Origin of the sequence: Acinetobacter sp. YT-02 (genome assembly GCF_002412355.1) — a bacterium.
GTDB lineage: Bacteria > Pseudomonadota > Gammaproteobacteria > Pseudomonadales > Moraxellaceae > Acinetobacter > Acinetobacter towneri.
The window spans coordinates 1-25232 of record NZ_NOZT01000045.1; the positions used below are offsets into that span (position 1 = coordinate 1).

Annotated in this window: 28 protein-coding genes, 2 tRNA genes and 1 pseudogene; 9 read left to right on the plus strand and 22 right to left on the minus strand. The window is 40.6% G+C overall.

What is annotated here, in order from left to right; translation table 11 throughout:
- Window positions 1-65: 65 nt before the first annotated feature.
- Window positions 66-215, plus strand: a pseudogene (locus CF596_RS14790) (site-specific integrase); the annotation flags it as partial.
- Between the two features lie 70 nt (window positions 216-285).
- Here CF596_RS14790 and CF596_RS11355 read toward each other — a convergent pair.
- The 4 genes from CF596_RS11355 to CF596_RS11370 form a co-directional block, all read right to left on the minus strand.
- Window positions 286-359, minus strand: a tRNA-Trp gene (locus tag CF596_RS11355).
- Window positions 360-392: 33 nt separating this feature from the next.
- Window positions 393-477, minus strand: a tRNA-Leu gene (locus CF596_RS11360).
- Between the two features lie 117 nt (window positions 478-594).
- On the minus strand, window positions 595-1446 hold the full coding sequence (locus CF596_RS11365; protein ID WP_096902518.1) for a protein kinase: 852 nt from the start codon (window positions 1444-1446) through the stop codon (window positions 595-597).
- Complete coding sequence (locus CF596_RS11370; protein WP_096902519.1) at window positions 1436-2965, minus strand: DUF3336 domain-containing protein; 1530 nt, start codon at window positions 2963-2965, stop codon at window positions 1436-1438. Before CF596_RS11370 ends, CF596_RS11365 begins: the two co-directional genes overlap by 11 nt.
- Before the next feature lie 185 nt (window positions 2966-3150).
- On the opposite strand from CF596_RS11370, the gene CF596_RS11375 reads away from it, so the two are divergent.
- Window positions 3151-4023, plus strand: coding sequence for an ATP-binding protein (locus CF596_RS11375; RefSeq protein WP_096902520.1), 873 nt, complete (start codon window positions 3151-3153; stop codon window positions 4021-4023).
- A gap of 77 nt (window positions 4024-4100) precedes the next feature.
- Here CF596_RS11375 and CF596_RS11380 read toward each other — a convergent pair whose 3' ends face one another.
- On the minus strand, window positions 4101-4412 hold the full coding sequence (locus tag CF596_RS11380; RefSeq protein WP_096902521.1) for a hypothetical protein: 312 nt from the start codon (window positions 4410-4412) through the stop codon (window positions 4101-4103).
- Between the two features lie 357 nt (window positions 4413-4769).
- On the opposite strand from CF596_RS11380, the gene CF596_RS11385 reads away from it, so the two are divergent.
- On the plus strand, window positions 4770-5027 hold the full coding sequence (locus CF596_RS11385; protein WP_096902522.1) for an EexN family lipoprotein: 258 nt from the start codon (window positions 4770-4772) through the stop codon (window positions 5025-5027).
- Between the two features lie 95 nt (window positions 5028-5122).
- Here CF596_RS11385 and tsaD read toward each other — a convergent pair whose 3' ends face one another.
- Window positions 5123-6139, minus strand: a complete 1017-nt coding sequence (gene tsaD / locus CF596_RS11390) for a tRNA (adenosine(37)-N6)-threonylcarbamoyltransferase complex transferase subunit TsaD (protein WP_004971458.1) — start codon at window positions 6137-6139, stop codon at window positions 5123-5125.
- Window positions 6140-6285: 146 nt separating this feature from the next.
- Between tsaD and rpsU the strand changes: the two genes are divergently transcribed.
- Both rpsU and CF596_RS11400 read left to right on the plus strand, forming a co-directional pair.
- Window positions 6286-6501, plus strand: a complete 216-nt coding sequence (gene rpsU / locus CF596_RS11395) for a 30S ribosomal protein S21 (RefSeq protein WP_001136722.1) — start codon at window positions 6286-6288, stop codon at window positions 6499-6501.
- 31 nt (window positions 6502-6532) lie between these two features.
- On the plus strand, window positions 6533-6979 hold the full coding sequence (locus tag CF596_RS11400) for a GatB/YqeY domain-containing protein (protein WP_096902523.1): 447 nt from the start codon (window positions 6533-6535) through the stop codon (window positions 6977-6979).
- Window positions 6980-7132: 153 nt separating this feature from the next.
- Here CF596_RS11400 and CF596_RS11405 read toward each other — a convergent pair whose 3' ends face one another.
- From CF596_RS11405 to CF596_RS11470, 14 genes are all read right to left on the minus strand, one after another.
- Window positions 7133-7495 (minus strand): hypothetical protein, encoded by a 363-nt coding sequence (locus CF596_RS11405; protein WP_004971462.1) that lies wholly within the window; start codon window positions 7493-7495, stop codon window positions 7133-7135.
- Window positions 7496-7555: 60 nt separating this feature from the next.
- The gene (locus tag CF596_RS11410) at window positions 7556-7930 is read right to left on the minus strand and encodes a GFA family protein (RefSeq protein ID WP_096902524.1); all 375 of its coding nucleotides are present in this window, start codon (window positions 7928-7930) and stop codon (window positions 7556-7558) included.
- Window positions 7931-7978: 48 nt separating this feature from the next.
- Window positions 7979-9415, minus strand: coding sequence for a M48 family metalloprotease (locus CF596_RS11415; protein ID WP_171324990.1), 1437 nt, complete (start codon window positions 9413-9415; stop codon window positions 7979-7981).
- Between the two features lie 105 nt (window positions 9416-9520).
- Window positions 9521-10495 carry a D-glycerate dehydrogenase gene (locus CF596_RS11420; RefSeq protein WP_096902525.1) on the minus strand — a complete coding sequence of 325 codons (975 nt, stop codon included), beginning with the start codon at window positions 10493-10495 and terminating at the stop codon, window positions 9521-9523.
- A gap of 63 nt (window positions 10496-10558) precedes the next feature.
- On the minus strand, window positions 10559-11209 hold the full coding sequence (locus CF596_RS11425) for a hypothetical protein (RefSeq protein WP_004971470.1): 651 nt from the start codon (window positions 11207-11209) through the stop codon (window positions 10559-10561).
- Window positions 11210-11379: 170 nt separating this feature from the next.
- Window positions 11380-13269, minus strand: coding sequence for a M48 family metalloprotease (locus CF596_RS11430; RefSeq protein WP_096902540.1), 1890 nt, complete (start codon window positions 13267-13269; stop codon window positions 11380-11382).
- Between the two features lie 96 nt (window positions 13270-13365).
- Window positions 13366-14904, minus strand: a complete 1539-nt coding sequence (purF, locus tag CF596_RS11435; protein WP_096902526.1) for an amidophosphoribosyltransferase — start codon at window positions 14902-14904, stop codon at window positions 13366-13368.
- A gap of 25 nt (window positions 14905-14929) precedes the next feature.
- Window positions 14930-15511 (minus strand): CvpA family protein, encoded by a 582-nt coding sequence (locus tag CF596_RS11440; RefSeq protein ID WP_004971476.1) that lies wholly within the window; start codon window positions 15509-15511, stop codon window positions 14930-14932.
- A 3-nt stretch (window positions 15512-15514) separates the two neighbouring features.
- On the minus strand, window positions 15515-16516 hold the full coding sequence (locus CF596_RS11445) for a quinone-dependent dihydroorotate dehydrogenase (RefSeq protein WP_004971477.1): 1002 nt from the start codon (window positions 16514-16516) through the stop codon (window positions 15515-15517).
- A gap of 111 nt (window positions 16517-16627) precedes the next feature.
- Window positions 16628-17107, minus strand: coding sequence for a type II secretion system protein GspM (gene gspM, locus CF596_RS11450; protein WP_096902527.1), 480 nt, complete (start codon window positions 17105-17107; stop codon window positions 16628-16630).
- Entirely contained in the window at window positions 17107-18246 is a 1140-nt protein-coding gene (gene gspL, locus CF596_RS11455) for a type II secretion system protein GspL (protein ID WP_096902528.1), read from the minus strand. The genes gspM and gspL overlap by 1 nt, the downstream gene beginning before the upstream one ends.
- A 46-nt stretch (window positions 18247-18292) precedes the next feature.
- A complete protein-coding gene (locus CF596_RS11460; protein ID WP_096902529.1) occupies window positions 18293-18748 on the minus strand; it encodes a phosphoglycerate mutase family protein in 456 nt (151 codons plus the stop codon).
- A gap of 154 nt (window positions 18749-18902) precedes the next feature.
- Window positions 18903-19976 carry an NAD(P)H-dependent glycerol-3-phosphate dehydrogenase gene (locus CF596_RS11465; RefSeq protein ID WP_096902530.1) on the minus strand — a complete coding sequence of 358 codons (1074 nt, stop codon included), beginning with the start codon at window positions 19974-19976 and terminating at the stop codon, window positions 18903-18905.
- Between the two features lie 26 nt (window positions 19977-20002).
- Window positions 20003-20578, minus strand: a complete 576-nt coding sequence (locus CF596_RS11470) for a nitroreductase (protein WP_096902531.1) — start codon at window positions 20576-20578, stop codon at window positions 20003-20005.
- Window positions 20579-20957: 379 nt separating this feature from the next.
- On the opposite strand from CF596_RS11470, the gene CF596_RS11475 reads away from it, so the two are divergent.
- Entirely contained in the window at window positions 20958-21335 is a 378-nt protein-coding gene (locus CF596_RS11475) for a hypothetical protein (protein WP_004971490.1), read from the plus strand.
- Window positions 21336-21444: 109 nt separating this feature from the next.
- Here CF596_RS11475 and rhlB read toward each other — a convergent pair whose 3' ends face one another.
- Together rhlB and CF596_RS11485 are read right to left on the minus strand one after the other, a co-directional pair.
- Complete coding sequence (gene rhlB, locus CF596_RS11480; RefSeq protein WP_096902532.1) at window positions 21445-22596, minus strand: ATP-dependent RNA helicase RhlB; 1152 nt, start codon at window positions 22594-22596, stop codon at window positions 21445-21447.
- Window positions 22597-22706: 110 nt separating this feature from the next.
- Window positions 22707-22919 carry a cold-shock protein gene (locus CF596_RS11485; protein ID WP_004648643.1) on the minus strand — a complete coding sequence of 71 codons (213 nt, stop codon included), beginning with the start codon at window positions 22917-22919 and terminating at the stop codon, window positions 22707-22709.
- A gap of 477 nt (window positions 22920-23396) precedes the next feature.
- Here CF596_RS11485 and CF596_RS11490 point away from each other — a divergent pair, with 477 nt between their 5' ends.
- From CF596_RS11490 to CF596_RS11500, 3 genes are all read left to right on the plus strand, one after another.
- Window positions 23397-23651 (plus strand): sulfurtransferase TusA family protein, encoded by a 255-nt coding sequence (locus CF596_RS11490; protein WP_096902533.1) that lies wholly within the window; start codon window positions 23397-23399, stop codon window positions 23649-23651.
- A 166-nt stretch (window positions 23652-23817) separates the two neighbouring features.
- Complete coding sequence (rpoH, locus tag CF596_RS11495; protein WP_004971496.1) at window positions 23818-24687, plus strand: RNA polymerase sigma factor RpoH; 870 nt, start codon at window positions 23818-23820, stop codon at window positions 24685-24687.
- A gap of 170 nt (window positions 24688-24857) precedes the next feature.
- Entirely contained in the window at window positions 24858-25223 is a 366-nt protein-coding gene (locus tag CF596_RS11500; protein ID WP_096902534.1) for a DUF423 domain-containing protein, read from the plus strand.
- The last annotated feature ends 9 nt before the right edge of the window (window positions 25224-25232 follow it).

Consider the following 25232-nt stretch of genomic DNA (forward strand, 5'->3'; position numbering starts at 1 on the left):
ATGATAAGATTAACCCGTTAGGTCAGGTGGCCTAACTTAAATAAAAAAGTCTCCGACAAACCCGGTACGGTTCAATGTTGCTCATGGATGGTTTGAACCCTGTCTTTGTTGCAGACCAAATGGGTCACAGTTTGCAAATGCTGATGAAACGCTATGCCAAGTGGATGCATGGCGATAAGAACAAAATTGAAATGGCGAAACTAAAGATAGAATAAATAAAATGTGGCAAAAGTGTGGCAACAAAAAAGGCGCTTTGTATAAGCGCCTAATTTCTATCTAAATATTTGGCAGAGGATCAAGGATTCGAACCTTGACGAACGGTTTTGGAGACCGTCATGCTACCATTACACCAATCCTCTGTAACTTAAAATCAAGCTGACTTGATATTTAAGTGGTGGGGACGGAGAGACTCGAACTCTCACACCTCGCGGCGCTGGAACCTAAATCCAGTGCGTCTACCAATTTCGCCACGTCCCCGATGGCTGTGTATATTATAGAGATCACTTCCTGATGACAAGCCTTTTTTATAAAAAAGCACAATGACTGTTTAAATAAAAAACAAAAAACTATTTTTTGATTTTTTCTTAAGCATATTCAGCCACTAAGCCATAATTTCAACTCTGCAATACTCGTTGCACGCTGCGAATAGGACTTTGCCAACATGTGATTCAGCAGTGGTAAAAATGCTTGTAGATGCGTAGAAAGTTGGATATGCAATCTTTGACAATGTAAATACGCCCAATCGTGGTAACTATTTGCCTGCAAGCGTTGTTGCGTTAACCATTCATAAAAAATAATGCCTAAAGCATAAATATCACTTTGTGCAGTTTTGAGCTGTCCGTGAAATAACTCTGGTGCCATATAACGTGGCGTTGCAGTCATCCCCTGACATTGAATATCTGCAATTTGCTGTACTTGCTCAAAATCTAACAGTTTGATTTGCCCATCCAACTGCACAATATGTTCAGCTTTTAAGTCAGCATGAATCCAACCTAATTGATGTAATGCTTCCACTGCTTCAAAGACACGCAAAAATATGTGTTTAATCGCTTCTGTATATTCAGGTAAATTACCCATCACAAAAACAGCTTGCGCTTCAGGTAAAATTAAAGCACGTGAATAGACCTGTGAATAATGCGATGAAATGTCATGTGAATTACCCTGCGGCTGAATATGAATGGGTGCAGCATCCATCAATTCACATGGCAATAAAAAAGATAAATATGATGATTGCGCGTACTGTTTATAAAAGTCCCATTCTTGTGCAAAACCCTGCTCTACTGTCGCATGAACACCTTGTTGTTGGGCTTTCAGCCAATAAAACTGCCCTTGATGTTCAAAACGATAGATATGCCGACCATATTGCAAACTTTGCGCTTTACTGCGCAGCTCGAACTGCGCAGTATCTAACTGTTGAACATCCAAATTTAAAACATTAAACAACACTTGCGCCAGTGCGCATTTCTGCTGCGACTTCGGTGGATACCTCTATTTGAGGTGCATTTAATAATTCTAAGCAATGTTGCAAAGTTTTACCGACACGTGCATGCGTTTCAATCGATGAAATTTTCGGCCAAGTCGCACGCTCGCCTTCACGCTGTAAAATTTTAAATAAATGTGGTTTCGGGTTTTGCAACATATAGCTGTAATGACGCAGGTTATAGCTTCCTACAATATTCACATCACCATAATAGCGTTGATCGACAATGCCATAGCCATGATCTAGCAAACGACGCACTGGCGGTACAGCTCCTGCGCGCTCACGTACAAAATCCATTACCCCACGACTAATGACTTTGCCCTGACGACGAATAATCCGTTCTGGCCAACTCAGCATATCTTTACGATAACGCTTAATATCATCCTGCATAAAAGGCACTACATGCGGATTGACCTGACTGGCGATGGTGTAGTTAATATTATACAAACGTGCCATTTTTTCCTGTGGGAAATCGCTACGCACACTGCCATCCACCCAACGGGTTTTACCCATATATGGAGTGTGTTCGCCATCATAACGCTTGTTGGTTAAACGTACTGGTGGAAATAAAATTGGCACAGCACACGAGGCCAACACCGCACTCCAAACCAACAAATCTGGCGCAGTGAAGCTGTTCATAATGCGTGAGTCTTGCGATGCATCATAAGGCGCAACCGCCACATTAATATGCAAACCTGATTTTTGAAAAGCTTCTTCAAACGTGGTATCGCCCAAGTTTTTGATCAGGAATTTTTTTAAATAATGCACATCGGCAATTCCACCATTGCCTTTAAGAATTTCGCGCATTTGTCTAAACTGAAATGCTTCGTGGAAAAATGACTCACCACCCAAAATATGCTGTACTTCTTCAGGTTTTGCGATGCCTAGCATTGCAGTCATTATTGCACCCGCGCTCGAACCCGACAGCACTTTAGGCATTAAATCCTGTTCAAGTAAGGCCTTACAAACACCTGTATGAAACAAACCTAGCGTTGCCCCACCAGAGAACATCAAGGCAGGTTGTCCGTATGCAGTTTGGCATTGCTGAAAAAACTCTATTTTTTCTACTTTGGTTAAAGCCTGACATTCATCTGAAGCGACAAAAGCCAAACTTTTACTGACTTCATCCACATAATCTTCAATAATTTTTTTAGTACCCACATAGGTTGCAGTAAACAACATCGGATGGGCAATATTGGCGATGTCAAAAGTTAAACCTTCACGCAAAATATAAATTAAATCGTGACTGCGTTCGGTGGTGCGATAACGGCGTAATAAATTTAAACGATGCGAGATAATTTCCGCATCAAAATATGGCGAACTGTTGTCATATTTCCATTCTTGCGCACCAGTTTCTTCATCTATACGAATGGCAATACTTTTCCATTCTTCATACGATTCGGCATTTTGAATTTGGCGCTTGAGTTTTTTTATGCGATAGGCTTGATGCGGATTAACATCTTCGGTGAAATCTTTAAATAACATAGCATTCCTCAATCCGTTGGTTTATTCGCAGCACTACGCTTGCCTATGCCTACTATACACAACAATATCTAAAAAATTGTAATACGCGTCAATGACTCGATTCACACTTTGATTGTCAAATCTAGGTCAATTGCGCTAGTCTTAAAGTGTAGCAATCTGATCTGCATTTTTTAAGCTGAATTATCATGGCAAACCTAGATTTACCCGACAACATCTTATTATCACTTTCTCATGTACTCCAACAACTACAGCAAAGTTTACCTGCTTTAAAACAAGAAACCGACTTTTCCGCCATCGCATTCAAATGGCAAGATCGACAATTGATAGCGATTCAACAACCAAGAAAAATTGATTTAGATGATTTAAAAGGCATCGAAAAGCAAAAAGAAAAAGTCATTCAAAACACCTTGCAGTTTTTAAATGGCTTACCTGCCAATGATGTGTTACTTACAGGCTCACGCGGTACGGGAAAATCATCTATTGTACGTGCCCTATTGACCGAGTATGCCAATCAAGGATTACGTTTAATTGAAATTGAACGCGATGATTTGTCTGAATTGCCAGAAATTCAAAAAATCATTCAGCATCGTCCTGAAAAATTTATTGTCTACTGTGATGATTTAGCTTTTAACGCAGAAGATGAAAATTATCGTAGTTTAAAAAGTGTTTTAGATGGTTCATTACAATCAGGTTCCAGTAATTTTATTATTTATGCAACCAGTAACAGACGTCATCTATTACCTGAATTTATGCATGAAAATACACCTGTCACTCGTGTAGATGTACCGCAATATACTGAGTTGCATCCTCAAGAAGCAATTGAAGAGAAAATTTCACTGTCTGATCGCTTTGGTCTATGGCTGTCGTTTTATCCAATGGATCAAAATCTATATTTAGAAATTGTGGAGCATTATTTACACAAAGCCGAAATGCCAATGACTGCCGAAGTACGTGCAGAAGCATTAAGATGGTGTCAGGCACGTGGACAGCGTTCAGGGCGTGCTGCCTATCAATTTTCTAAACACTGGATTGGCTCGCAGCAACTTAAAGCACTTTAAATATTTTAATGGGTTGTTTGCATATAGAAGATAGTCAGCAACCCACTCTATTTAAAACGCGCTAAATGACTGAGCGACTACTGACCTTGTTCTGCAGCAATCCGTGCCAATGTGTCTTTATAAAATTCTTCGCCATGCGCCTGCATTTCTGCCACAGTCGGCTCTCCTACATATACTTCTTGCGGTACTGTCGCTTCAGGTGTGATAGCCGAAGGATGAGTTGCTGCAGTAGTCAAACGAGTCGGTACTTCGACCTGTTGGGCTGTCACTGAACTCGGCTGATTTTCTGTACTATTTATATTTTGCTGTATTGACTCAGCCCCTTCGCAAGCGGTCAATACCATCATCCCCATCACACAAATAATGCAAAATGTATTTTTAAATCGCATGTTTATCTCAATTGGTTTTATATTAAATATCTACCAAGAATCATAGTTTAAAGTTGAAAACACAACAATTGGACAGGATTCACAGATTTAAATACTGCTGTCAGCTACTTTATGGATTTCTATAAATTGTAGGATGAGTGCACAAAAAAATAAAGCAGTTCTATTTGAAACCAATACGTGAAATAAGGTTTGGGATAGAATATGACTATAAAATTTCAGAAAAATTATTAAAAAATACTTATATTACAATTATTTAATTTTAGTTAACAAGATCAACTTTAGTCCATTGTATTATTTTCTGAACCCATTATTCGCTTAAGATGTAATCTCTTTAAAACAAACAACGGTTAAAAAATAATGTTTAAATTTAAAAATTTGTTAATAACGGTAAGTTTAATCACAACGCTTACAGCATGTACACAAGTGAAAACGCAAGAATATTATGCTGAGAACTTAGATGAGGCTAAAAAAGTTTTGCAGAAATGCGAAGAAATAGCCAATCAAGGTAAATCACTAGAAGGTAAAAAATTAGAAAACTGCAACAATGCGGGGCATGCTGTGATGCAAGGCATGATGAAAGATCTTACCAAAGGTTTAATGGACGCAATTCGCTAAGTTTTAAGTATTCGTTTCTAATATTAATGTAAAAATTTAGCATATAAAGTCAGAGGCAGATTATTGCCTCTGATTGATTTTATGCTACGAACAACTTAACCCGCAGTTGGATTGGTAAGCTCCGTCATCGGCCAACGTGGTGTAGTCGTAACCGATAAACCATCTTGCTGCCCTGCTTTTAAACGCTGATAGCCCGCAAAAGCAATCATTGCACCATTGTCGGTGCACAATGCAGGTTCTGCATAATAAACCGTTGCACGAATTTTAGCTAAATCTGCTTCTAAACGCTCACGTAACCGAGTATTTGCACTCACCCCACCCGCGATCACCAAGCGTTTTAAACCTGTTTGTTTTAAAGCTTTTACCGATTTTTTCACCAAAGTATCAACAATCGCTTCTTGGAAACTTGCCGCAATATCGGCATCACGGTTTTCATCACCTAACTTTTTCATTTGTACTGAAACCGCAGTTTTTAAACCGCTAAATGAAAATTCTAAGCCTTGGTGCAACATTGGACGTGGAAATTCAAAAGCTTTGGCATCGCCTTGTTCAGCTAGTTTGGCGATATTTGGCCCACCCGGATACGGTAAACCCATCATTTTGGCAACTTTGTCAAAAGCCTCGCCTGCAGCATCATCAATCGACTCGCCTAACAATTCATATTGGCCAATGCCATAAGCTGCCATGAGCTGTGTATGTCCACCCGAAACCAATAAAGCGACAAACGGAAATTCTGGCGGTGTCGCAGACAATAATGGTGCAAGCATGTGCCCTTCCATGTGATGCACCCCAATTGCAGGTTTATTTAAGGCAAAAGCTAAAGTTCGTCCAAATAATGCGCCTGTCATGAGTGCGCCCATTAGCCCCGGCCCACGGGTATAAGCCACTGCATCAATTTCAGATTTTTTGACTTGGCTCTGCTCAAGCAATTGATTGATTAAAGGAATAAGTTTGCGCACATGGTCACGTGAAGCCAGTTCGGGTACCACACCACCATACTCTGCATGCAATTTAATTTGGCTATACAGTACTTGCCCGCGCAAACCTAACTCGCTGTCATACAGTGCAAGTCCTGTTTCATCACAAGATGTTTCTAAGCCTAAAACGATCATTAAATTGCCTATAACCTGTATCAATTCTATTGCGAAACCTATTATAGACTTGTGATATGAGATGTAAATGAGTAAAATACTGACCTTCACTTGTGATCGTGGGCAATTTCGCCCAGATCTTATCCATAACTTAATGAGGATTCTTCATGCCACAAGTTAAATTGAAAGAAGGCGAACCAGTAGACGTAGCTATCCGTCGTTTCAAACGTTCTTGCGAAAAAGCAGGTGTTTTAGCTGACGTACGTAAGCGTGAATTCTACGAAAAACCAACTCAAGAACGTAAGCGCAAAAAAGCTGCTGCTGTTAAACGCTACCAAAAGAAATTGGCGCGTGAATCAGTACGTACTACTCGCCTTTACTAATTAATTTGTGATTGCCTGTCTGGATTAAATGATGACGACTTTAAAAAACCAAATTACTGACGTTTTGAAAGCGACAATGCGCGCCAAAGAAATGGATAAGTTAACGGTAATTCGTAGTCTACAGGCGGCAATTAAGCAAATCGAAGTCGATGAGCGCAAAGAGCTTGACGATGCTCAGGTTCTTGCGGTCATTGAAAAGCAAATTAAACAACGTAAAGAATCGGTTAAAGCCTTTGAAGGCGCTGGCCGAGAAGATTTAGCTAGTAAGGAACAAGCCGAAATTGAGGTGTTATCTCAGTTTCTACCAGAAGCTATGACTGAGGAAGAACTTGATTCCATGATTGCGCAAACCATTGAAGCGCAACAAGCTACTAGCATGAAAGATATGGGTAAGGTGATGAACTCTCTGCGTCCGCTCATAGCCGGGCGCGCCGATCCTGCTCAAGTATCTGCCAAAATTAAAGCCAAATTAAGCTAATTAGCTCACCCCAAATTTGTGCTTCTCCGAACACTGATTTAAATGTCAGATTAAGCCCGCTTTAATCTTTCTATCTAATGCTATTAAGTAAAATGCTAAACCTAGGATGAGATAGATTATCTATTCACCCTTAGACACTTCTGCTTTAACTTTTTACTTTAAATCGCAGTTCACTTGATATTTTTTCAGTAATTGCATTTCTTTAGATGTGCTGACCTGCTGAATCACGTCCTGTTTATTAATATTCTGATAACGACGATCCAAATAGGCACGGTTTTCATCTGCTGCCTGATATAAACGATCAACATAACGACTAACAATGCCGCAAAACTGCTGCTGTTGCTGCGGATTAAAACCCTGCTGTTGTGGGTTTAAGCCTCGTAAAAACTGTCGGGTATCTTGTTTATATTGCGCATTAATTTCTTCAACAGCCAACACATACTGCTCTGCACTCGCAGCATAGACATTTTGCAAGGTCATCCCCAAAGTAAGGCATAAATAAATATATTTTTTCATTTTCAAGTCAGGGTCGTTTCAACTCAAGTTCTATTTTAGCATTGTATATTCGGTGAATAACTATTCACACGACTCAATTGCCAAAAAGTTGGGTTTGTATTGCGCAAATGCTTGCTCACATGGTTCGGGAACTTTGCCTTGAGTCACTGTCCCTAAGCGTAAGCGAATAATATCGGGTAAATCTAGCCGATAAGAATAAATCGGGCTGCCACACTCCTGACAAAATACCCGTGCTTTATTGGGACTATGAAAATATTCTTTTAGATATTTTAAGCCACGCACCACTTCAAAATGTTCGCGTGCCACTGGACTATTCCATCCCATAATACCGCCTTGCGCACGACGGCAATGCTGGCAAAAACATAATATTGTTTTTTCAATTTCGGCATGGTAACGGTAATACACCGCACCACATAAACATTGTCCCTCAATCATTCTTAAACTCCTTTTCTTTATTGTTATGCCACCGTATGTACGCCCGACTTATATTTTTAACTGTCGTTCTCTTTGCATTTCAGTCACACGGTTTTTTATATTTGCCGACATCGCCTGATTGTCTTTGGCTAAACGCTGCGCGTGCAGTAATGATTTAATTGCCTCTTCTTCCCAACCTGACCAATACTGTACTTCTGCACGATACCGTAACACATTTACCGTGCGTAATGCAGAGCTTCGGTCTATATTTGCCGCTTGCTGCATTAAATTCCATGCCGATAAATCACGTGGATTTTTTTGCAAGAAATCCTTCAAAATACTTTCTGCTTGCGTAGTTTGATTTTGACGAATCAAAACCTCGGCCCATTTATAATTCAGCGCACGATTTTCAGGCATAATTCGCGCAGGTGAACCAATTGTTTTGAGCGCTAAATCAATTTTATTTTGCCCTAAATAAATGTCAGTTTGAATAAGTGTCAATAAATTATGTAAACGATTGTGACTTTTGGCCTGATCTATACTTTGTTGCGCCAAAACAAAATCGCCTTGCTGGCTATAAAAATAAGCCAAAGCCAAATTCGCCGCAAAATGGTTACGGGTTGCAAATGCTTTAAGCTGCTGTTCTGTCGCCTGCTGCGAAACCACCAAACTATATAACTTTAAAATCTCAAAGTCTTCATCACGCAGCGAGGTTGGCACTGGTGGCAATTGATTGGCACGTAAACGCGCCTCACTCATCCGCTCTGTGGTTAAGGGATGGGTAAACCAAAAGTCAGGTAAGAAGCTCACTCGACTCGTAGTACGGTGCATCACCTCAAAAAAGTCTGCCATGCTTTGTGGGTTATAGCCTGCGCTATACATATATTGCATGCCAATACGGTCTGCTTCACGTTCCTGATTACGGCTATAAGTCAATTGCTGATCCATTAAAGCGGCTTGAGAACCCATCATCACCGCTGCGCCTGCATCACCATCGGCTTGTGAGGCAACCAATGCCCCAACCACAACCCCAGCGAGTGCCAACAAACCCTGTCCTTTAAATGCCTCTTGAGAGCGACTGTAATGACGTTGCGACACATGCGCAATTTCATGCGCCATCACGCCCGCAACTTCATCCATATTACGGGCAGAATTAATAAGACCTGTGTTTAACGCAAATAAACCACCCGGCACAGCAAAAGCATTAATTTGTGGATCATTGATAATGAGTAGCCCAATGGGTTGCCCCAATTGAGTTTGGCTGAGTAGATGCGAAAACGTATTGATTAATTGATCTTCCAGCCACGGGTTTTGCGTGACAGGCATTTTACGCTGCACTTCCCGATAGACTTTTTCACCAATACTGCGTTCTTTTTGCTGATCAATTAATCCCACACCACTGCCTATTTCAGGCACATTAAATTGTGGTGTGGTGGTTAGATTGGCACTTTGGGTTGTCGCAATACTGGCAAAACTCAAACCGCAGATCAGTAATAGATGTTTCAATGGATGATCTCAAATACATATTTTGCATAATGATTCACTATAACATTGAAAAATGAACGCATTTGCAATGATGTGTTATCAATTTTTACCAAATCATCTTTAACTTTAAGACGTATAACAAGCAGGATTAACAACATATTGCGGGCGACGTCCTTCCAGCGCATCAACTAAATTTTTATAGGCTAAGTTTGCCATTTGTCGACGAGTTGCTGCAGTTGCTGAACCAATGTGCGGCAAAGTCACGACATTATCTAACTCAAATAATGGTGATTCTTGCAGTGGTTCTTTGTCATAGACATCCAAAGCTGCGGCAAAAATTTTGCCTGCTTCTAAGGTCTGAATAAGTGCCTGCTCATCAATGACTGAACCACGCGAAATATTGACCAAAATTGCATGAGACGGCATTAAATCAAGTTCACACTGACCAATTAAGGCTTTAGAGTCTGCATTTAAATCGACTGCCAGTACCACAAAATCAGACTGTTGCAGCAATTCATCCAGACTTAAATATTCTGCATTAAATGCCTTCGCCACTTCCATTTTTTCACGACGATTGTGGTACACCACATTCATATTAAAACCATGAAATGCACGCCGTGCGATAGCCGCACCAATATGCCCCAAACCTACAATACCAATGGTTTTACCATAAATATCCTGTCCAAACTGTGCTGCACCCACGGTACGTTTCCATTGCCCTTGTTTAGTCCACCGATCTAAATATGGCACTTGTCGTGCTGCACTCATCAATAAAGTAAAGGCTAAATCTGCTGTGGTTTCAGTCAAGACATGCGGTGTATGGCAAAGACTAATCTTTTGTTGAGTTAAATAATCTACATCATAGTTGTCGTAACCGACACTTACACTCGAAATCACTTTGAGTTTAGTCGCAGTATGCAAGTTGCTTTGATTAAGCAAGCGCCCTGCACCAATCATGCCATCCGCATCTTGCACATGCTCAAGCAACTGTTGATTCACGTCACCCAACTTCGGGCTGACCTGCACCACCTGATAATCTTGCTCTAGCTTACTTAAAATTTCTGCATCAATTTGACTAAACACTACCACTTTTTTACGCATGATTATCCCTGTTTCGTGTCTACAATTGCTTGTATATGTAGAGTTTTAAATATCTGAATTGACTTAGGCTTTAGGCTGTAACGATGTGATTTGTATCGCATCCCACAGACTTTTTTTCAACAGCGGTTGATCTAACATCTCTTGCAAGCTGGCTAAATGCAAACATTGTTCAGATTTAAAATGTGGTAATTGACCTAAAATCAGCATGTTTTTATCTGTGCTCAAGACATCAACAAAACCTTGCACATAATTTTCTACCCCGATGCCGTCTTGTAATACTTCTAAAGCAAAAGGCCATTGCAATACGTGATATTCGGCCTGTAGCGCATGTTGAATATTACGCCACAATTGTTGCTGTTCCTGACTCAAGGTAGTGCTTTCTACCAAAATGACACAATGTGGCAACTGCAAAGCTTCAATACTAAATGCTTCAATTTGCAGCATGACACGCGCTTCAGGAACAACTTCTGGCGCGGCCGCTTCAACTGTCGTATGTTGCGGAGATGGTTCTTGCTTAGGCTTTTCGTGAATAATCGGCTGTTGTTGTTTTAATTGTTGAGGTACTGCAGCAGGAACAATAATTTCGCTGTGTATTTCAGGTGCAGCTTGGTCGCGCCAAACCGATGATTGTGGCAAAGTTTGAGACACAGCCATTCTGGAAACCCAAATATCGATTCCCAAACTGGCTAAAATGTCACGCTGATGCCCCATCATGTTTATCATCACCCATCTAATTTTTCGCTGCACGTATTTATCACAGAACAACATGCAAGATAGCACCTATTCTACCTAGAAAGGCTGCACAATGCTGTGCTTTCTTTCACCCAATCTGACCTATTCGTATTTTTTCAAAATCTGCTTTAAACACACCTAGTCAATCAGTGTCACACAATCATCAAACTGTTTTGTTTTTGCATTTGCTCGACAATTTCTTCGGTTTTAAAACCTAAACGCCAATAGAGCAACTCCAAAACATCCAATTCATCTTGGGTGATAATACGGTCATTCCACAAACAAATTTCAGCAATGCCTAACACCATCAGTCGATCACGCAGCAGCAAACCTGCCATATCATTTAAAATTTCTGATAAATCAATCGGTTCATCTGAAATTTCTTCATAATCAATCAATTCATCTGCAGTTAAAACACGTTCTAAAATACGTTCACGTACATCTAACTGATTAACACTATTAATTTGCTGCACATGCAATAAAGCATCGATTAAACGTACAATTTGCGGTTTAACTTCGTGTAACGCTGCAGGTGTATGTAAAGGCAGCAAGTTCAATTCAAACTTAATACGTTCAAGCAGCAAGGCATCCAACAAACCAATCTCGCCATCTTCCTGAATGATTTTTGCCAATTTGGTTAGAAACTGCCGTGCGATACTCAGCGGCATACCACCAATATTTTTACACGCTTCATGGAAAATCGAGATATGTACTCGCCCATCCAAATGTAATAAAGCATCTACAATTGCACGACTCACTTCTGCTTCAGCAGGAATAAATTCACGATATTGGCGAATCATCAAAATAGCGACAATCACCTCACGCGAACCCGTTGCCGTTTGTAAGGCACGCTGAATTAGCTCTGGACGCGGCATGTTATTGCGAATTTCAGGCTTGAGTGGCTTAATTGCATCATTAATTGCAAAGCTAATCGGCGACAAGCGCAGCAAAGGCAAAGGTTGCGGCGAGCTCCACGGCGCATAATATTCAGCATTCATTTCTTCTAACGAGCGAAATAGGCTAAACAAAGGCTGATTGCGTAAACGCTTCAAATTTTCGAGTTGTAAGTCTTGCACCAAGGTTGGATCAAGCTCAAAAATACGGGCTTCAATACTTGGATGAATATTCATCCAGCTTTGTGGACTGAGCGAGTTAGCAAAGCACATGTGGGAAATCGATTCTGAATATTCACTATGAATTTGCGATCCCGCATGATGCACATAAATCCGCAGCAAAGTCTGAATATTGGCATTGTTTCGAATCAGGCGTTTGGTTTTTAAATCATTTTTAAAGGTACGTCCGCTTAGACTAATATATTTAATTAAGCGGGTAATCAACACTCCTAAACTGCCAAACAACCAAATACCACCACCTACAGCCACAAAAAAAGTCGCTAACTTATGTGGCGGCGCATCACGATGTTGTCCAAAACCAAGTTTGGCGATGCTACTGCCCCACTTACTAAACGTGGTTAGACTACTGTAGAGGATTTTAAGTTTAGTATTATCAATGGTTTCACCACTTAAAATATGGTTAAACTCATGGCTGAGCAATCCATAAAGCTCTTGCTCATCCAAGTTTTGCAAAGCGCCCCAAGTCAAAATAATCACAATGTCTTTATGACTAAAGCCTGCGGTTAAGGCATTCACCCCAATTTCATCGGGCAATACATACACGGTAGGTGCTGGAATTTGAAAGGTATCTGCCAATTGTTCGGTCAGTTTGAGCGCTGTACTTTCTTCTGGGGTACTTTCAAACTGGGTTAAACGACGCGCACCCAATTGTTTTGCCAAAGAATGACCGCCTGAGCGAAAAACGTAAAATTCCAAAATAACGGATACAGTCATAATCAACACCAAGACCGTAATCCAGTATGGACTTAGACTGTGCCAATAGATGGATTGGCTTGAATCGACATAATAGACCAACAGACCCAAAACTGTGTTTAAGATAAACAGGGTCAAAGCGACTGCAACCAAACATAAAATTGCAGACCAAATCATATTTTTGTTTTTAATCAAGTAACTACTCACAGACCTCAATGTAAACATCCTGAATTACATTGTATTTGAGCCACCATCATAAATGAAAAAAGCGGGAATTTCCCGCTTTTCTCACTGAGCTGATCAGAAAAAGAATTAACTCTCTTTTACACCAGTTAAGTCTACTGACGCAGCATCAATATTGACATCAATATAACCATCTTTGCCTTTTTTAGCCAAGTCGTTGCGCTTTTGCTCAAGATCATTCAGATAAGCTTCGTCAATTCCGCCAGCTACATACACACCATCAAATACTGAACAATCAAATTCAGTTAAATGTGGCACTTTATGGGTACGAACCGCTTGTTTTAAGTCTTCTAAATCTTGGAAAATTAAACGGTCTGCACCAATAATTTCACGAATTTCTTCAACATTACGGTTAGACGCAATTAATTCATCTTTGGCTGGCATATCAATACCATACACGTTTGGATATTTCACCATTGGCGCTGCAGAAGCAAAGAATACTTTTTTCGCCCCAGCATCACGTGCCATTTGAATAATTTCGTTACAGGTCGTACCACGGACAATCGAGTCATCCACCAACAGTACATTTTTGCCTTTAAACTCAAGCTCTACAGGGTTCAGTTTTTGGCGCACTGATTTTTTACGCAATTGCTGACCTGGCATAATAAAGGTACGTCCGATATAGCGGTTTTTCATAAAACCTTCACGGAATTTAACCCCTAAAGTATTTGCCAATTCTAAAGCTGATGTACGTGATGTATCTGGAATTGGAATAACGACATCAATATCGTGTTGCTCGCCCCACTCTTGGGTAATTTTATGCGCCAGTTTTTCACCCATTTTCAAACGCGCTTTATACACTGAAATACCATCAATGGTCGCATCTGGACGAGCAAAATATACATATTCAAAAATACATGGGCGATATTCAGGTTTAGCGGCACATTGCTGGGTAAATAATTCACCTGCGTCATTAATAAAGATCGCTTCACCCGGCGCAATATCACGTTCAACTTTAAAGCCAAGTGCAGTAATTGCCACAGATTCTGATGCAATAATATATTCCATGCCCTGTTCAGTTTCACGTGAACCGTAAATCAATGGACGGATACCATTTGGATCACGGAAGCCAACCAAGCCTTGACCTGTAATCATAGCAACAACGCCATAAGCACCCTTACAACGCTCATGCACACGGCTGATCACATGAAAAATATCTTCTGAAGTTGGGTTTAATTTGCCACGTTTTTGCAATTCATGTGCAAATACGTTCAATAACACTTCTGAGTCAGAATCGGTGTTCATGTGACGTAAATCTGTTTTAAACAGATCTTCGTGAATTTCTTCGGCATTGGTCAAATTACCATTGTGTGCCAAAGTAATCCCGTACGGCGAGTTCACATAAAATGGCTGCGCTTCGGCACTGCTTGATGAACCTGCAGTTGGATAACGCACGTGCCCAATACCATAATTACCTTGCAACGCACGCATGTGACGTGTATGGAATACATCACGCACCATACCGTTATCTTTACGCAAGAACAAACGCCCATTGTGGCAAGTTACGATCCCAGCTGCATCCTGTCCACGATGTTGTAACATCGTTAATGCATCAAACAACATTTGGTTAACAGGTGATTTACCAGCTATACCAACAACTCCACACATAGCAACCTCGCAGACCAGCTAGGGATTAATAAAAAGGATTATTCGTTGAGCCATCTGCGCCAGAGCGATTTTCTTTTGCGTCAGATGCGATGTCGGAAGATGGCGCGGCATCTTTCGACTTGATGTGCTGTAAAGCCTCATTGGCAGCGTCTTTGGACAGTTCTGTTGCCCACGGTGCATACGGCAATAAAGTTTGTACAAATTTAGACTGTTTCCAATAAGGCGAGCTTTCGACCCAAGGACCAATGCCTTGAATGGTAATAAGAACAATGAGTAAGCCTTTCAAGGTACCAAATGCACCGCCTGCCAAACGATTTAATGGGCCAAGTTTCAAGCTCTTTAAAACACCATTTAAAACAGCGGTTACAATCCAGGTCAGTACCACAATCACCAAGACAATAAATGCAAAGGCTGCAATTTTTTGTACCACAGGATCGCTACTGAGTGCTGTCATCGAAGGTGCTAGGACAACTGCATATTTTGCCGCAACAATTAGGGCAAAAATCCATCCTACCAAGTTCGCAAAGGCTTTAATAAATCCTTGTCGCAAACCGTTCAACCCTCCAATAAGCAAGAGAATCAGAATAACGATATCAATGGTATTCATAAGTTATAAGGCGTTCACACAATCTTGAACCAGCTCAGGACCTGCATAGATTAAACCACTATACACCTGAACCAAGCTTGCACCTGCATTTTTTTTGGCAACCGCTTGTTCGCCCGACAAAATGCCACCTACACCAATTAAAGGAATTTCACCTTTCAGTGCTGCTGAAAATGCTGCCAAACATGCAGTACTTTTTTCAAACACAGGCGCACCCGATAAACCACCTGCTTCATCGCCATGCGGCAAGTTTTCTACACCTTCGCGCGACAAAGTGGTATTGGTCACAATCAGACCATCAATTTTGAATTGCAATAATTGTTTGGCAATAAACTGAATATCTTCAGGGTCTAGATCTGGAGCAACTTTTAATACCAACGGCACATAATGTTGATGTTCTTCGGCTAACTCCAACTGACGCTGTTTGAGGGTTTGCAATAACTCAGTCAGCGCATCACCACTTTGCAAACTGCGCAAATTTTTGGTATTGGGTGATGAAATATTTACAGTAATATAAGAGGCATAGTTATAGACTTTTTCTAGACAAATTAGATAATCATCTACCGCATTTTCAACAGGCGTATCGGCATTTTTACCAATATTAATCCCTAAAATACCTTTAAATTTTGCCGCTTTGACGTTTTCAATCAGCTGATCGACCCCATCATTATTAAAACCCATACGGTTAATAATGGCTTTGGCCTGTGGAATACGGAATAAACGTGGATGCGGATTGCCCGCTTGAGGACGTGGCGTAATGGTGCCAATTTCAATAAACCCAAAGCCTAAACCAGCCAAGGCATCAATATATGCACCATTTTTGTCTAGACCTGCTGCCAAACCTACTGGATTAGGGAATTCAATTCCCATACAAGTCACAGGTTTCGCTACAGTCTTTTGACGCATCAAGCCCATTTTATGGCTCGATTTCAATAGTGATAGTGTCAGCTCATGTGCACGCTCTGGTGCTAAAGAAAATAACAACGGGCGGGCTAGAGAATACAACATATCTGCAAAAGTCTACTGCTTTCTAAGTCGCCATATTATAGGCTTAGCCCAGTCAAAACGCTATGCTTGACATGGGTTTATTTTCCGAGTTTCGGACTTTATTTTTAACCTTTACTGGACTGTCGCTGTTAATTTAATCTGCCCTGCTTCAGAAATTAATTCCATTTTTTCGATACTTAAACCCATTTGCGCCAATTGGGTTAAAAAATTTGCCAACACAGCATAATTGGCATGACTCGCCACCAGTAGCATCTTGTCACCACTTTGCTGCGAAGCAACCGATAAACCCTGTTGCTGAGCCACACGCTGAATTTTATCGGCTGCACTGAGTTGTGCATCATTGGCAGGTTTCATGGTGACTGCATGACTTTGCATCACCACCACCAAATCTTTAAGGTCATTTACCCGTTTTTGCTGTTTTTCGGCTGCGGCATGCATATACCACAACGCAGAACCCACAGCAGCAACGATCACAAAGATTGTGGTAAATACCACCAAAACACGTTCACGTGTATTTAAACGATCTAGATAATCTTGTATCAGTTCAATACGTTGATCGAACCAAGTTGACATTTTTTCCATGGCTTTCATTATTGTATTTTCACCAATCCTACTGCACCTGACGCGCTCGGCTGAATATTACCCAGCTCGACCTTAAAACCCTGCTGATTCAATTGCTGAGTGAGCGCTTGTAAGGTCGCTGCCGAGTTGGCATTCAATTCCATGTTCAACATATTGGCATCAAAACTCACACGATTGGCCACAATTTGATTTTGCATCAACACAGGGCCAACACGACTGAGCAATTGCAGCGCTTGAGTATCTGCATTTTTACTCATGCGTACCTGACTTTCAAACTGGCTTTGAATATTTTGTTCGGTAATACGACTATTTGCACCAAACCAATATTGATATTGTTCTATGGCTTGAAACGCTGTTTGATCTGCTACTTTTTTAAGTTTGCTCCAACGCAGTGCATCATAGCTAAACTGTACAATTAAAATCCCAAGAAATACTGCTGCACAGGCTTTCCAATAACCTGAAACACCCGTGTCTTGCTTGGATTTTGGCAGCATATTGAATGGATGCTGTTTGGCTTTCACTAATGCAGGTACTACATAATGAAAGCTTTCTAATTGTTCTTGTGTTGCAAATGCTTCAATACTTTGCATTTGTTCTGCACTAAAGTTGGTGATTTTATAGTTTCGTTCTGCAGTTTGATAATCTAGATAAAGTGCCAGATCATCAACTGAATAACCTAAAAATTCACTTTCACGTACCAACAAGCGTCCGCAAATATTTCCAATCACCGTTTGCCCTACATCAGGTTGCGGCAAGATTAAAAAGTCAGGTAACAATGCACTGATTTTAACTGGCAACAAACTTAATACATGCAAATAGGTTTCAATACTATGCTTAGCAACTCCCAACACGGTTATTTGCTCAGGTGGCTGAAAATGATGAGCCACCTGCATCGCATCAATTGGCAATACGGTATATTCTTCTAATAAATACTTCACACCATCGGTACCCAATTGTTTATATTGGGCTTTAGGTAAAGTTTGTTGCATAATTTGCACATCACGGCTTGGGAAAAACACCACAGCATCTTTTCCTTGAAAAGATTGCAATGCCTGAATCAAGGCATCAAGATTATCTGCCTGTGTCCAGTGTTCCCCATTTGACCATTGCCAAACCCCATTGGCTTCTGGCATCCATAAATACAGCATTATTATCGTTCTACCGTTGAATTGTATTTAACTTTATACATTTATTTTATGCGTTTGGAATAAAACTTTTGATTTGGGTTGAAAGTCCCGCAGCAATTACTGCCTGCTCATAAATACGTGCTTCTGCCAAATGATAGGGATGGAAAGATTCTGAAGTCAAAATTTCTGCCATGTGTGCCACCACATTCATGTGGCACACCACCGCAATTGACTCATACGGCAATTGTGACAACCATTCCACCGCAACTTTTGCATCATCTTCAGGTTTAATGGCATTGCAGACCACCACAGGCACATCTTTAAAATATTGCTGCAAATGTGCCAAGGTTTCTTGTGCACGCAATAAAGGACTAACCACAAACACATCGGGCTGAATGATATTTTTTAAATAATCTGCCGTTTCTTGTGCTTGTATATGACCACGCTCAGTCAATGGACGCTGATGATCATTGCCCATAATCGCAGGAGCGGCTTCACCATGACGAACAAGAGTCAGTTGCATAGAATTTCCTTATAGGATGATACACATTAAGTTGTGTCAATTTAACTCAAATTATGCGCTCAGTATAACCTGAGAATATGACAATTCAGTTCACCAAACTGTCATATTCCACGCAAGTTTTTACCTACTGTGGCGCAGTTTTATGGATGTAAAACTAAACTTGATGATGCGGCAAGACAAATTCCACATCACTGCGATGTCCATTTTTCATTAAAGACAGTGCAATATTCATAGGCGGCGCACCTTCAAAAATCACTTCATAAAGCGCACAAGTGATTGGCATATACACATCTAATTCATTCGAGCGCGCCCGCACTTGCACGATGGTATTAATCCCTTCGGCTGTTTGCCCCAATTCTTCTGTGGCTTGTTCCAAAGTTTTGCCTTTGCCCAATGCATAACCCACTTGATAGTTACGACTCAATGGACTGCTACACGTTGCAAATAAGTCACCGACACCAGACAACCCTAAGAAGGTCAATGGATTTGCACCAAGCTTAACCGCAAAACGACTCATTTCTGCCAAAGCGCGGGTTAAAATCATACTCTTAGTATTTTCACCCACGTTATAAGCGGCTGCCATGCCCATTGCCACAGCATAAATATTTTTTAGCGCACCGCCTAATTCCACACCATTCACATCATCGCTGGCAAAAACACGGAATAATGCACTGTGTAAAGCTTGCTGCACTGCATAACGCACCAATTCAGAATTACTGGCAATGACCGTACCTGCAGGCTGCCCCGCCACAATTTCTTTGGCAAGGTTCGGGCCAGACAATACACCATACGGCACTTCTGGCAATTCTTCACGGATAATATCGCTCATAAAACTAAAGGTTTTGGCTTCAATACCCTTGGTTAAAGACACCACTGCTTGTGCGCTAATAAAAGGTTTAATTTGGCGCAACACATCACGGAAAGAATGACTTGGAATAGCCACTAAAATAATGTCACGGTCACGAACTGCAGTTTCCAAATCTGAAACGGCTCTTAAACCCTGCTCCAACTGAAAATCTGGCAAATAACGTCGATTAATATGCGTTTCATTAATTTCTTTGGCAGTTGCTTCATCACGAATCCAAATCATCGTGTCGCAGCCATTACGTACTGCTGTATTGGCCATTGCTGTACCAAAACTGCCACCACCTAGCACTGTAATACGTAACGCAGTTTTTCGATCTATTGCAACAGGTTCAACCAAATCGGCAAAATTTAACTCTGACATTATTGTTATATCCTAAAAATAAAGACTTATGCGTTCCAATAACGAACATAAGCTTGCGTATCCAACTCAGCGCGTGCAGGAATGGCTTTAGCCGCTGTTCCCACATAAATAATGCCTGAAATTAAATCATCTGCATTTAAGTTTAAAGCTTGTTTCAGCAAGTTCGACTCAACGACTGCCCCACTACGCCACATACTGGCAAAGCCCTGCGCCTGCAAAGACAGTAAAAAGTTCTGTACCGCAGCGCCTGTACTTAAAGTCTGCTCAAAACGTGGCACTTTTGGATGATCCTGAAATTGTGTTAACGCCAACACTAAAAGTGGCGCACGAAATGGATGCTGTTTCACTCGCTCCAACTGAACCGCATCGGTTTCGCCCATGTCTGCCAAGGCTTGAGAAAGTAACTCACCAAATGCTGCACGTTGCTCGGCAGTAATCACCACAAAGCGCGTAGGTTTTAAACGATGATGATCTGGTGCGGTTAAAGCTGCCTGAAAAGCCATTTCTAGCTGCTCAGTATTTGGTGCAGGTTCAACTAACTGCCCCGTAGACTGACGTTGATGAATATTTTGATGAACGATTTCTACCGCTGTATCCGTCATTGACTTATATAACTATTTCAAAAAGCTCGGTTAAGATTAGCATAAACTCAAAAAATTGCGCTATTTCCGTATGCTTATTTGCAAGATTCTGATTAGGGTCTATATGTCTGCACTTTTAAGATGAACCTGCTCAGCACATCTAAACAATGATGCTTTGACGCATTCATCTATAGTTTAAGAGCATGAAAATACATTATGGATTGGGTTTGATGTGTATAAATGAATGACGAATTATCAACACAGCCTATACAGTGTCTACATCTAAAACCATCCAGATTATGTTCAACTAGATCAAATTGTTATTTTCAATCTCTACACATTTGAATTGAAATATCATCAACAAACAATACGCGCTACAGCGTTTAGCCCCGAGGTAGATATGAAAAAAATAGTCGCCTTTTCTAGCCTTGCCGTTTTTGCACTTTTAACCGCATGTGCCACCACGCCAAATAATTCTCTTGCCATTCAAAAAGAAAACAACCTATATGAAGTCACAGGTTTAGGTAAAAGTAATATTATTGCCAAAAATAATGCAATTACAGCTGCCAATAAAACCTGTGGTACTCGTGCCGCTCCAGTCTTGGTTGATGAAAAAACATCTTATAACGGCGCACTCAAAGGTGTAGTCGATGAGCAAACGGGACAAATGATTCAGGCGGCAGCAACTGTTTTAGGTACAATTGCGGGACGTAATACTGATATTGCCCGTGATGATGATTATCAAACTGTGCTGACCTTTAGATGTCAGGCAAAGTAAATTATTACAGCACGACATAAGAAGCAAATACAAAAAAGTCGCTCCACTGAGAGCGACTTTTAAACTAAGAACAGCAGGATTTAAACTAAAAAATAGCTTAAATGAGTAATTAGCAATAACCATCTAAACGTGTTAATGGCAATTTTTGACCAATGGCTTTTTCAATTTCTGGTAAATAGAACGCATCATCTTCCGACAAGAAGCTAATACTCACACCACGTGTACCTGCACGACCTGTACGACCAATACGGTGCACATAATCATCTGACTGTTCAGGCAAAGTGAAATTCACCACATGCGAAACACCATCGACATGAATACCACGCCCTGCAACGTCTGTTGCAATCATGATGTTATGTTTGCCATTTTTAAACTGATCCAGCATTTTTAAGCGTTTGTCTTGGGCAATTTCACCTGACAACATCACCACTTTATAGCCATCACGCTTTAAATGATCATAAAGCTTACGCACCTGATCACGCCGATTGGCAAAAATCATGACTTTTTCAATCGGCTCATCACGTAAAATTTCTTCAAGCAATTTGTATTTATCGGTTTTGGCAACCATATATACCCGTTGCTCAACATCGGCATTGGTTTTCTTTTCAGGTTCAATTTCGACTGTAACAGGTTCAAATAACCACTGTTGAGCCAAGTTCAACACATCATAACTAAAAGTTGCCGAGAACATTAACGTCTGACGCTGTTCCTTACGCGGTGAATAACGCACAATACGTTTTACCGATGGAATAAAGCCCATATCCAGCAAGCGGTCTGCTTCATCAATCACTAAAAACTCAATCTGATCTAGCCAAACTTCTTTTTGTTCTACAAAATCAATCAAGCGCCCTGGTGTCGCAACAATAATATCGACAAAGTTTTTATTGAGTTGTGACTTTTGCTTATCAAAATCTACACCACCCAACAAAGTCACCACATTTAAGTCGGTAAATTTGGTTAAGTCTTTTGCATCACTTTCGATTTGCAAAGCCAATTCACGCGTAGGCGCTAAAACCAATGCACGTGGTTCACCACGATAACGCTGTCCTTGAATTGGGTTATTCAATAAATCGTTGATCACACTAATTAAAAAGGCAGCAGTTTTTCCTGTACCTGTTTGCGCACGACCAATGGCATCATGTCCAGCCAAAGTAAATTTTAAAACCTTTTGCTGAATTGGCGTAATTTCCTTGAAACCCAAAGCATCAATAGCCTGTTTCAATTGCGGATGTAAATTTAAGGTTTCAAAACCAGATGACATAAATATGTGCTCGAACTTATACAGACAAAAAACTGACCTATTATAAACAGAAATACAAATAAAAAACGCCCCAATCAGGATTGGAGCGTTTTTTTAGAATAATCGAGTGATTAGTCTAATGGCTGTACTTCTTCAGCTTGGAAGCCTTTTTGGCCTTTTACTACGCTGAATTCAACACGTTGGCCGTCACGAAGTGAACGGTGGCCGTCACCTTGGATCGCACGGAAGTGAACGAATACATCGTCGCCGCCATTGCGTTGGATAAAGCCAAAGCCTTTAGTGTCGTTGAACCATTTAACTACGCCTTGTTCACGAGCTGTCATAAGTTAATCCTCATTGATTAAAAAGAAGGACCACCCGGTGTTGCAAACAGCAGAGCAAACAAAGTTTAAAAATATTTTTATTTCTAAGCTTGTAATCATTCTGTATAACTATTAACAAAATCCCGGTTACATCCATTTGTAATAGGGCGACAAACAACGATTGTCTATCTAAAATCCTAAATACGCATCGAGCTTAACACGGGTTTATGACAATTAATAGATTTTTTTTGATTTATCTTGTTCAGTTTGAAACGATTTGAACAAATGGAAAATTTTTATTTCTGTTAAGTGACTTAGCACAATTTTGATCTATAAATTTTATTGCAAATATCTCACAAAATAAGCCAATTCTCTTGCCCTTATGCGCAGTAAGCCGCGCAATGAATAGCCCCGATGCTTCAGATGAAATTTATTTGGGATTTGTGAGCGAATTTGCTAGTATGATCATTCTGTTTTTTAAGGCGAATTTTTACTTCAATGCTGTGTGATGCTGAACAACCTATCATAGTGATTGATGCCATGGGACAACCTTGTCCTATGCCTTTATTGATGCTAAAACGTGCCCTTAAACAATCAGATTCTGCACGGTTTTTATTGAAGTCATCTGATCCGCATAGCCAGCAAGATGTGGCGCGTTATTGTCAGTTACATCAATATAGCTGTGAAGCAAGTCAGATTTCGGCAACAGAGTTTCATTATGTGATTGATGTTGCCAAGCCAAAAGCATCGTAATAAGCGTATCTGTTTGATTGTTCATTTGTTTTAATGACTTAATATTCGCCGCTTATTGCTATAAAGATTTACATATCTACACCAATTTTACTTATTTTAAGTAGAATATTGGCATTAAGATAAAGACATCGGTTATTTTACCTACCTAATCCTATAAGGAGATCTCATGAGTGACAGCAGCAATCAGTTGATGCCCCTGTCATTATCTGCACCAGGGGTAAACCTCGGGGCTTATATTAGTACTGTTAACCAAATTCCTATTTTAACGGCTGAACAAGAAAAAGAGTTAGCCGAGCGTTATTATTACGATCAAGATTTAGACGCGGCCAAAATGTTGGTCATGTCGCATTTACGTTTTGTGGTGCATATTGCACGAAGTTATGCGGGCTATGGTTTACCGCAGGGCGATTTAATTCAGGAAGGCAACTTGGGCTTAATGAAAGCCGTGAAACGCTTTGACCCGAATATGGGCGTGCGTTTGGTGTCATTTGCCGTGCACTGGATTAAAGCTGAAATTCACGAATATGTGATTCGTAACTGGCGTATTGTTAAAATTGCCACCACCAAGGCGCAGCGTAAATTGTTCTTTAATTTGCGTAGCCTCAAAAAATCTAGCAAAAAACTGACGCTTGAAGAAGCACAATCTATTGCCAATGACTTAAATGTAACTGCAGAACAAGTCTTGGAAATGGAAGGTCGTTTAACCGCTTATGACGCAGCTTTTGAAGCACAGGGCGATGATGACGATGAAGGTTCAACTTATGTTGCACCTGCATTGTATTTGGAAGATAACCGTTACGACCCTGCACGTTTGGTCGAAAACGAAGACTACGAAGAACAAAGCACTTCTGCCCTACATGAAGCCATGGAGCAGTTGGATGATCGTTCACGTAACATTTTGCAGCGTCGCTGGTTAGATGATGATAAATCGACCCTGCATGAATTGGCAGCAGAATATAATGTTTCGGCAGAACGTATTCGTCAGCTCGAAAAAAATGCCATGGAAAAAATTAAAGTGGCGATGTCATCAAACTAAACTGACATTCTCCAAATTGATGCAGACACATCGAAAAATAAAATTGGGCAAACTGCCCTTTTTTATTGTCTTTAATTGGTACAGCTACATACAGGCAGGCAAATCTCAGATTTTCCCGCCCCTAAAAATGTGCTAAGGTTAAGCGCAAAATTAAATAGGTCAATTTGCGTATGTGGATTGCAATTTCTGCCCTGAATTTAGCTATAGCAGTCATGCTCGGTGCATTTGGTGCACATGGCTTAAAGGCCCGTGCAACTGAAGCGCAATTGCTTTGGTGGCAAACTGCAACAGATTATTTTTTCTATCATGCCCTTGGACTTTTAGCATTGGGCATATTGGCCAAAGTAATTCCACAACTTCCTATTAAAGCCAGTTTTATTCTGATTCAACTGGGTATTTTATTTTTCTGCGGTTCACTGTATATCATGGCATTGGACATTGTACGCGGTTTGGGCATGATTACCCCAATTGGTGGTGCGCTCATGATTGCTGGTTGGCTGACCTTAGCATGGCAAGCCATGAAATATGCCAAATAAAGCTCAATT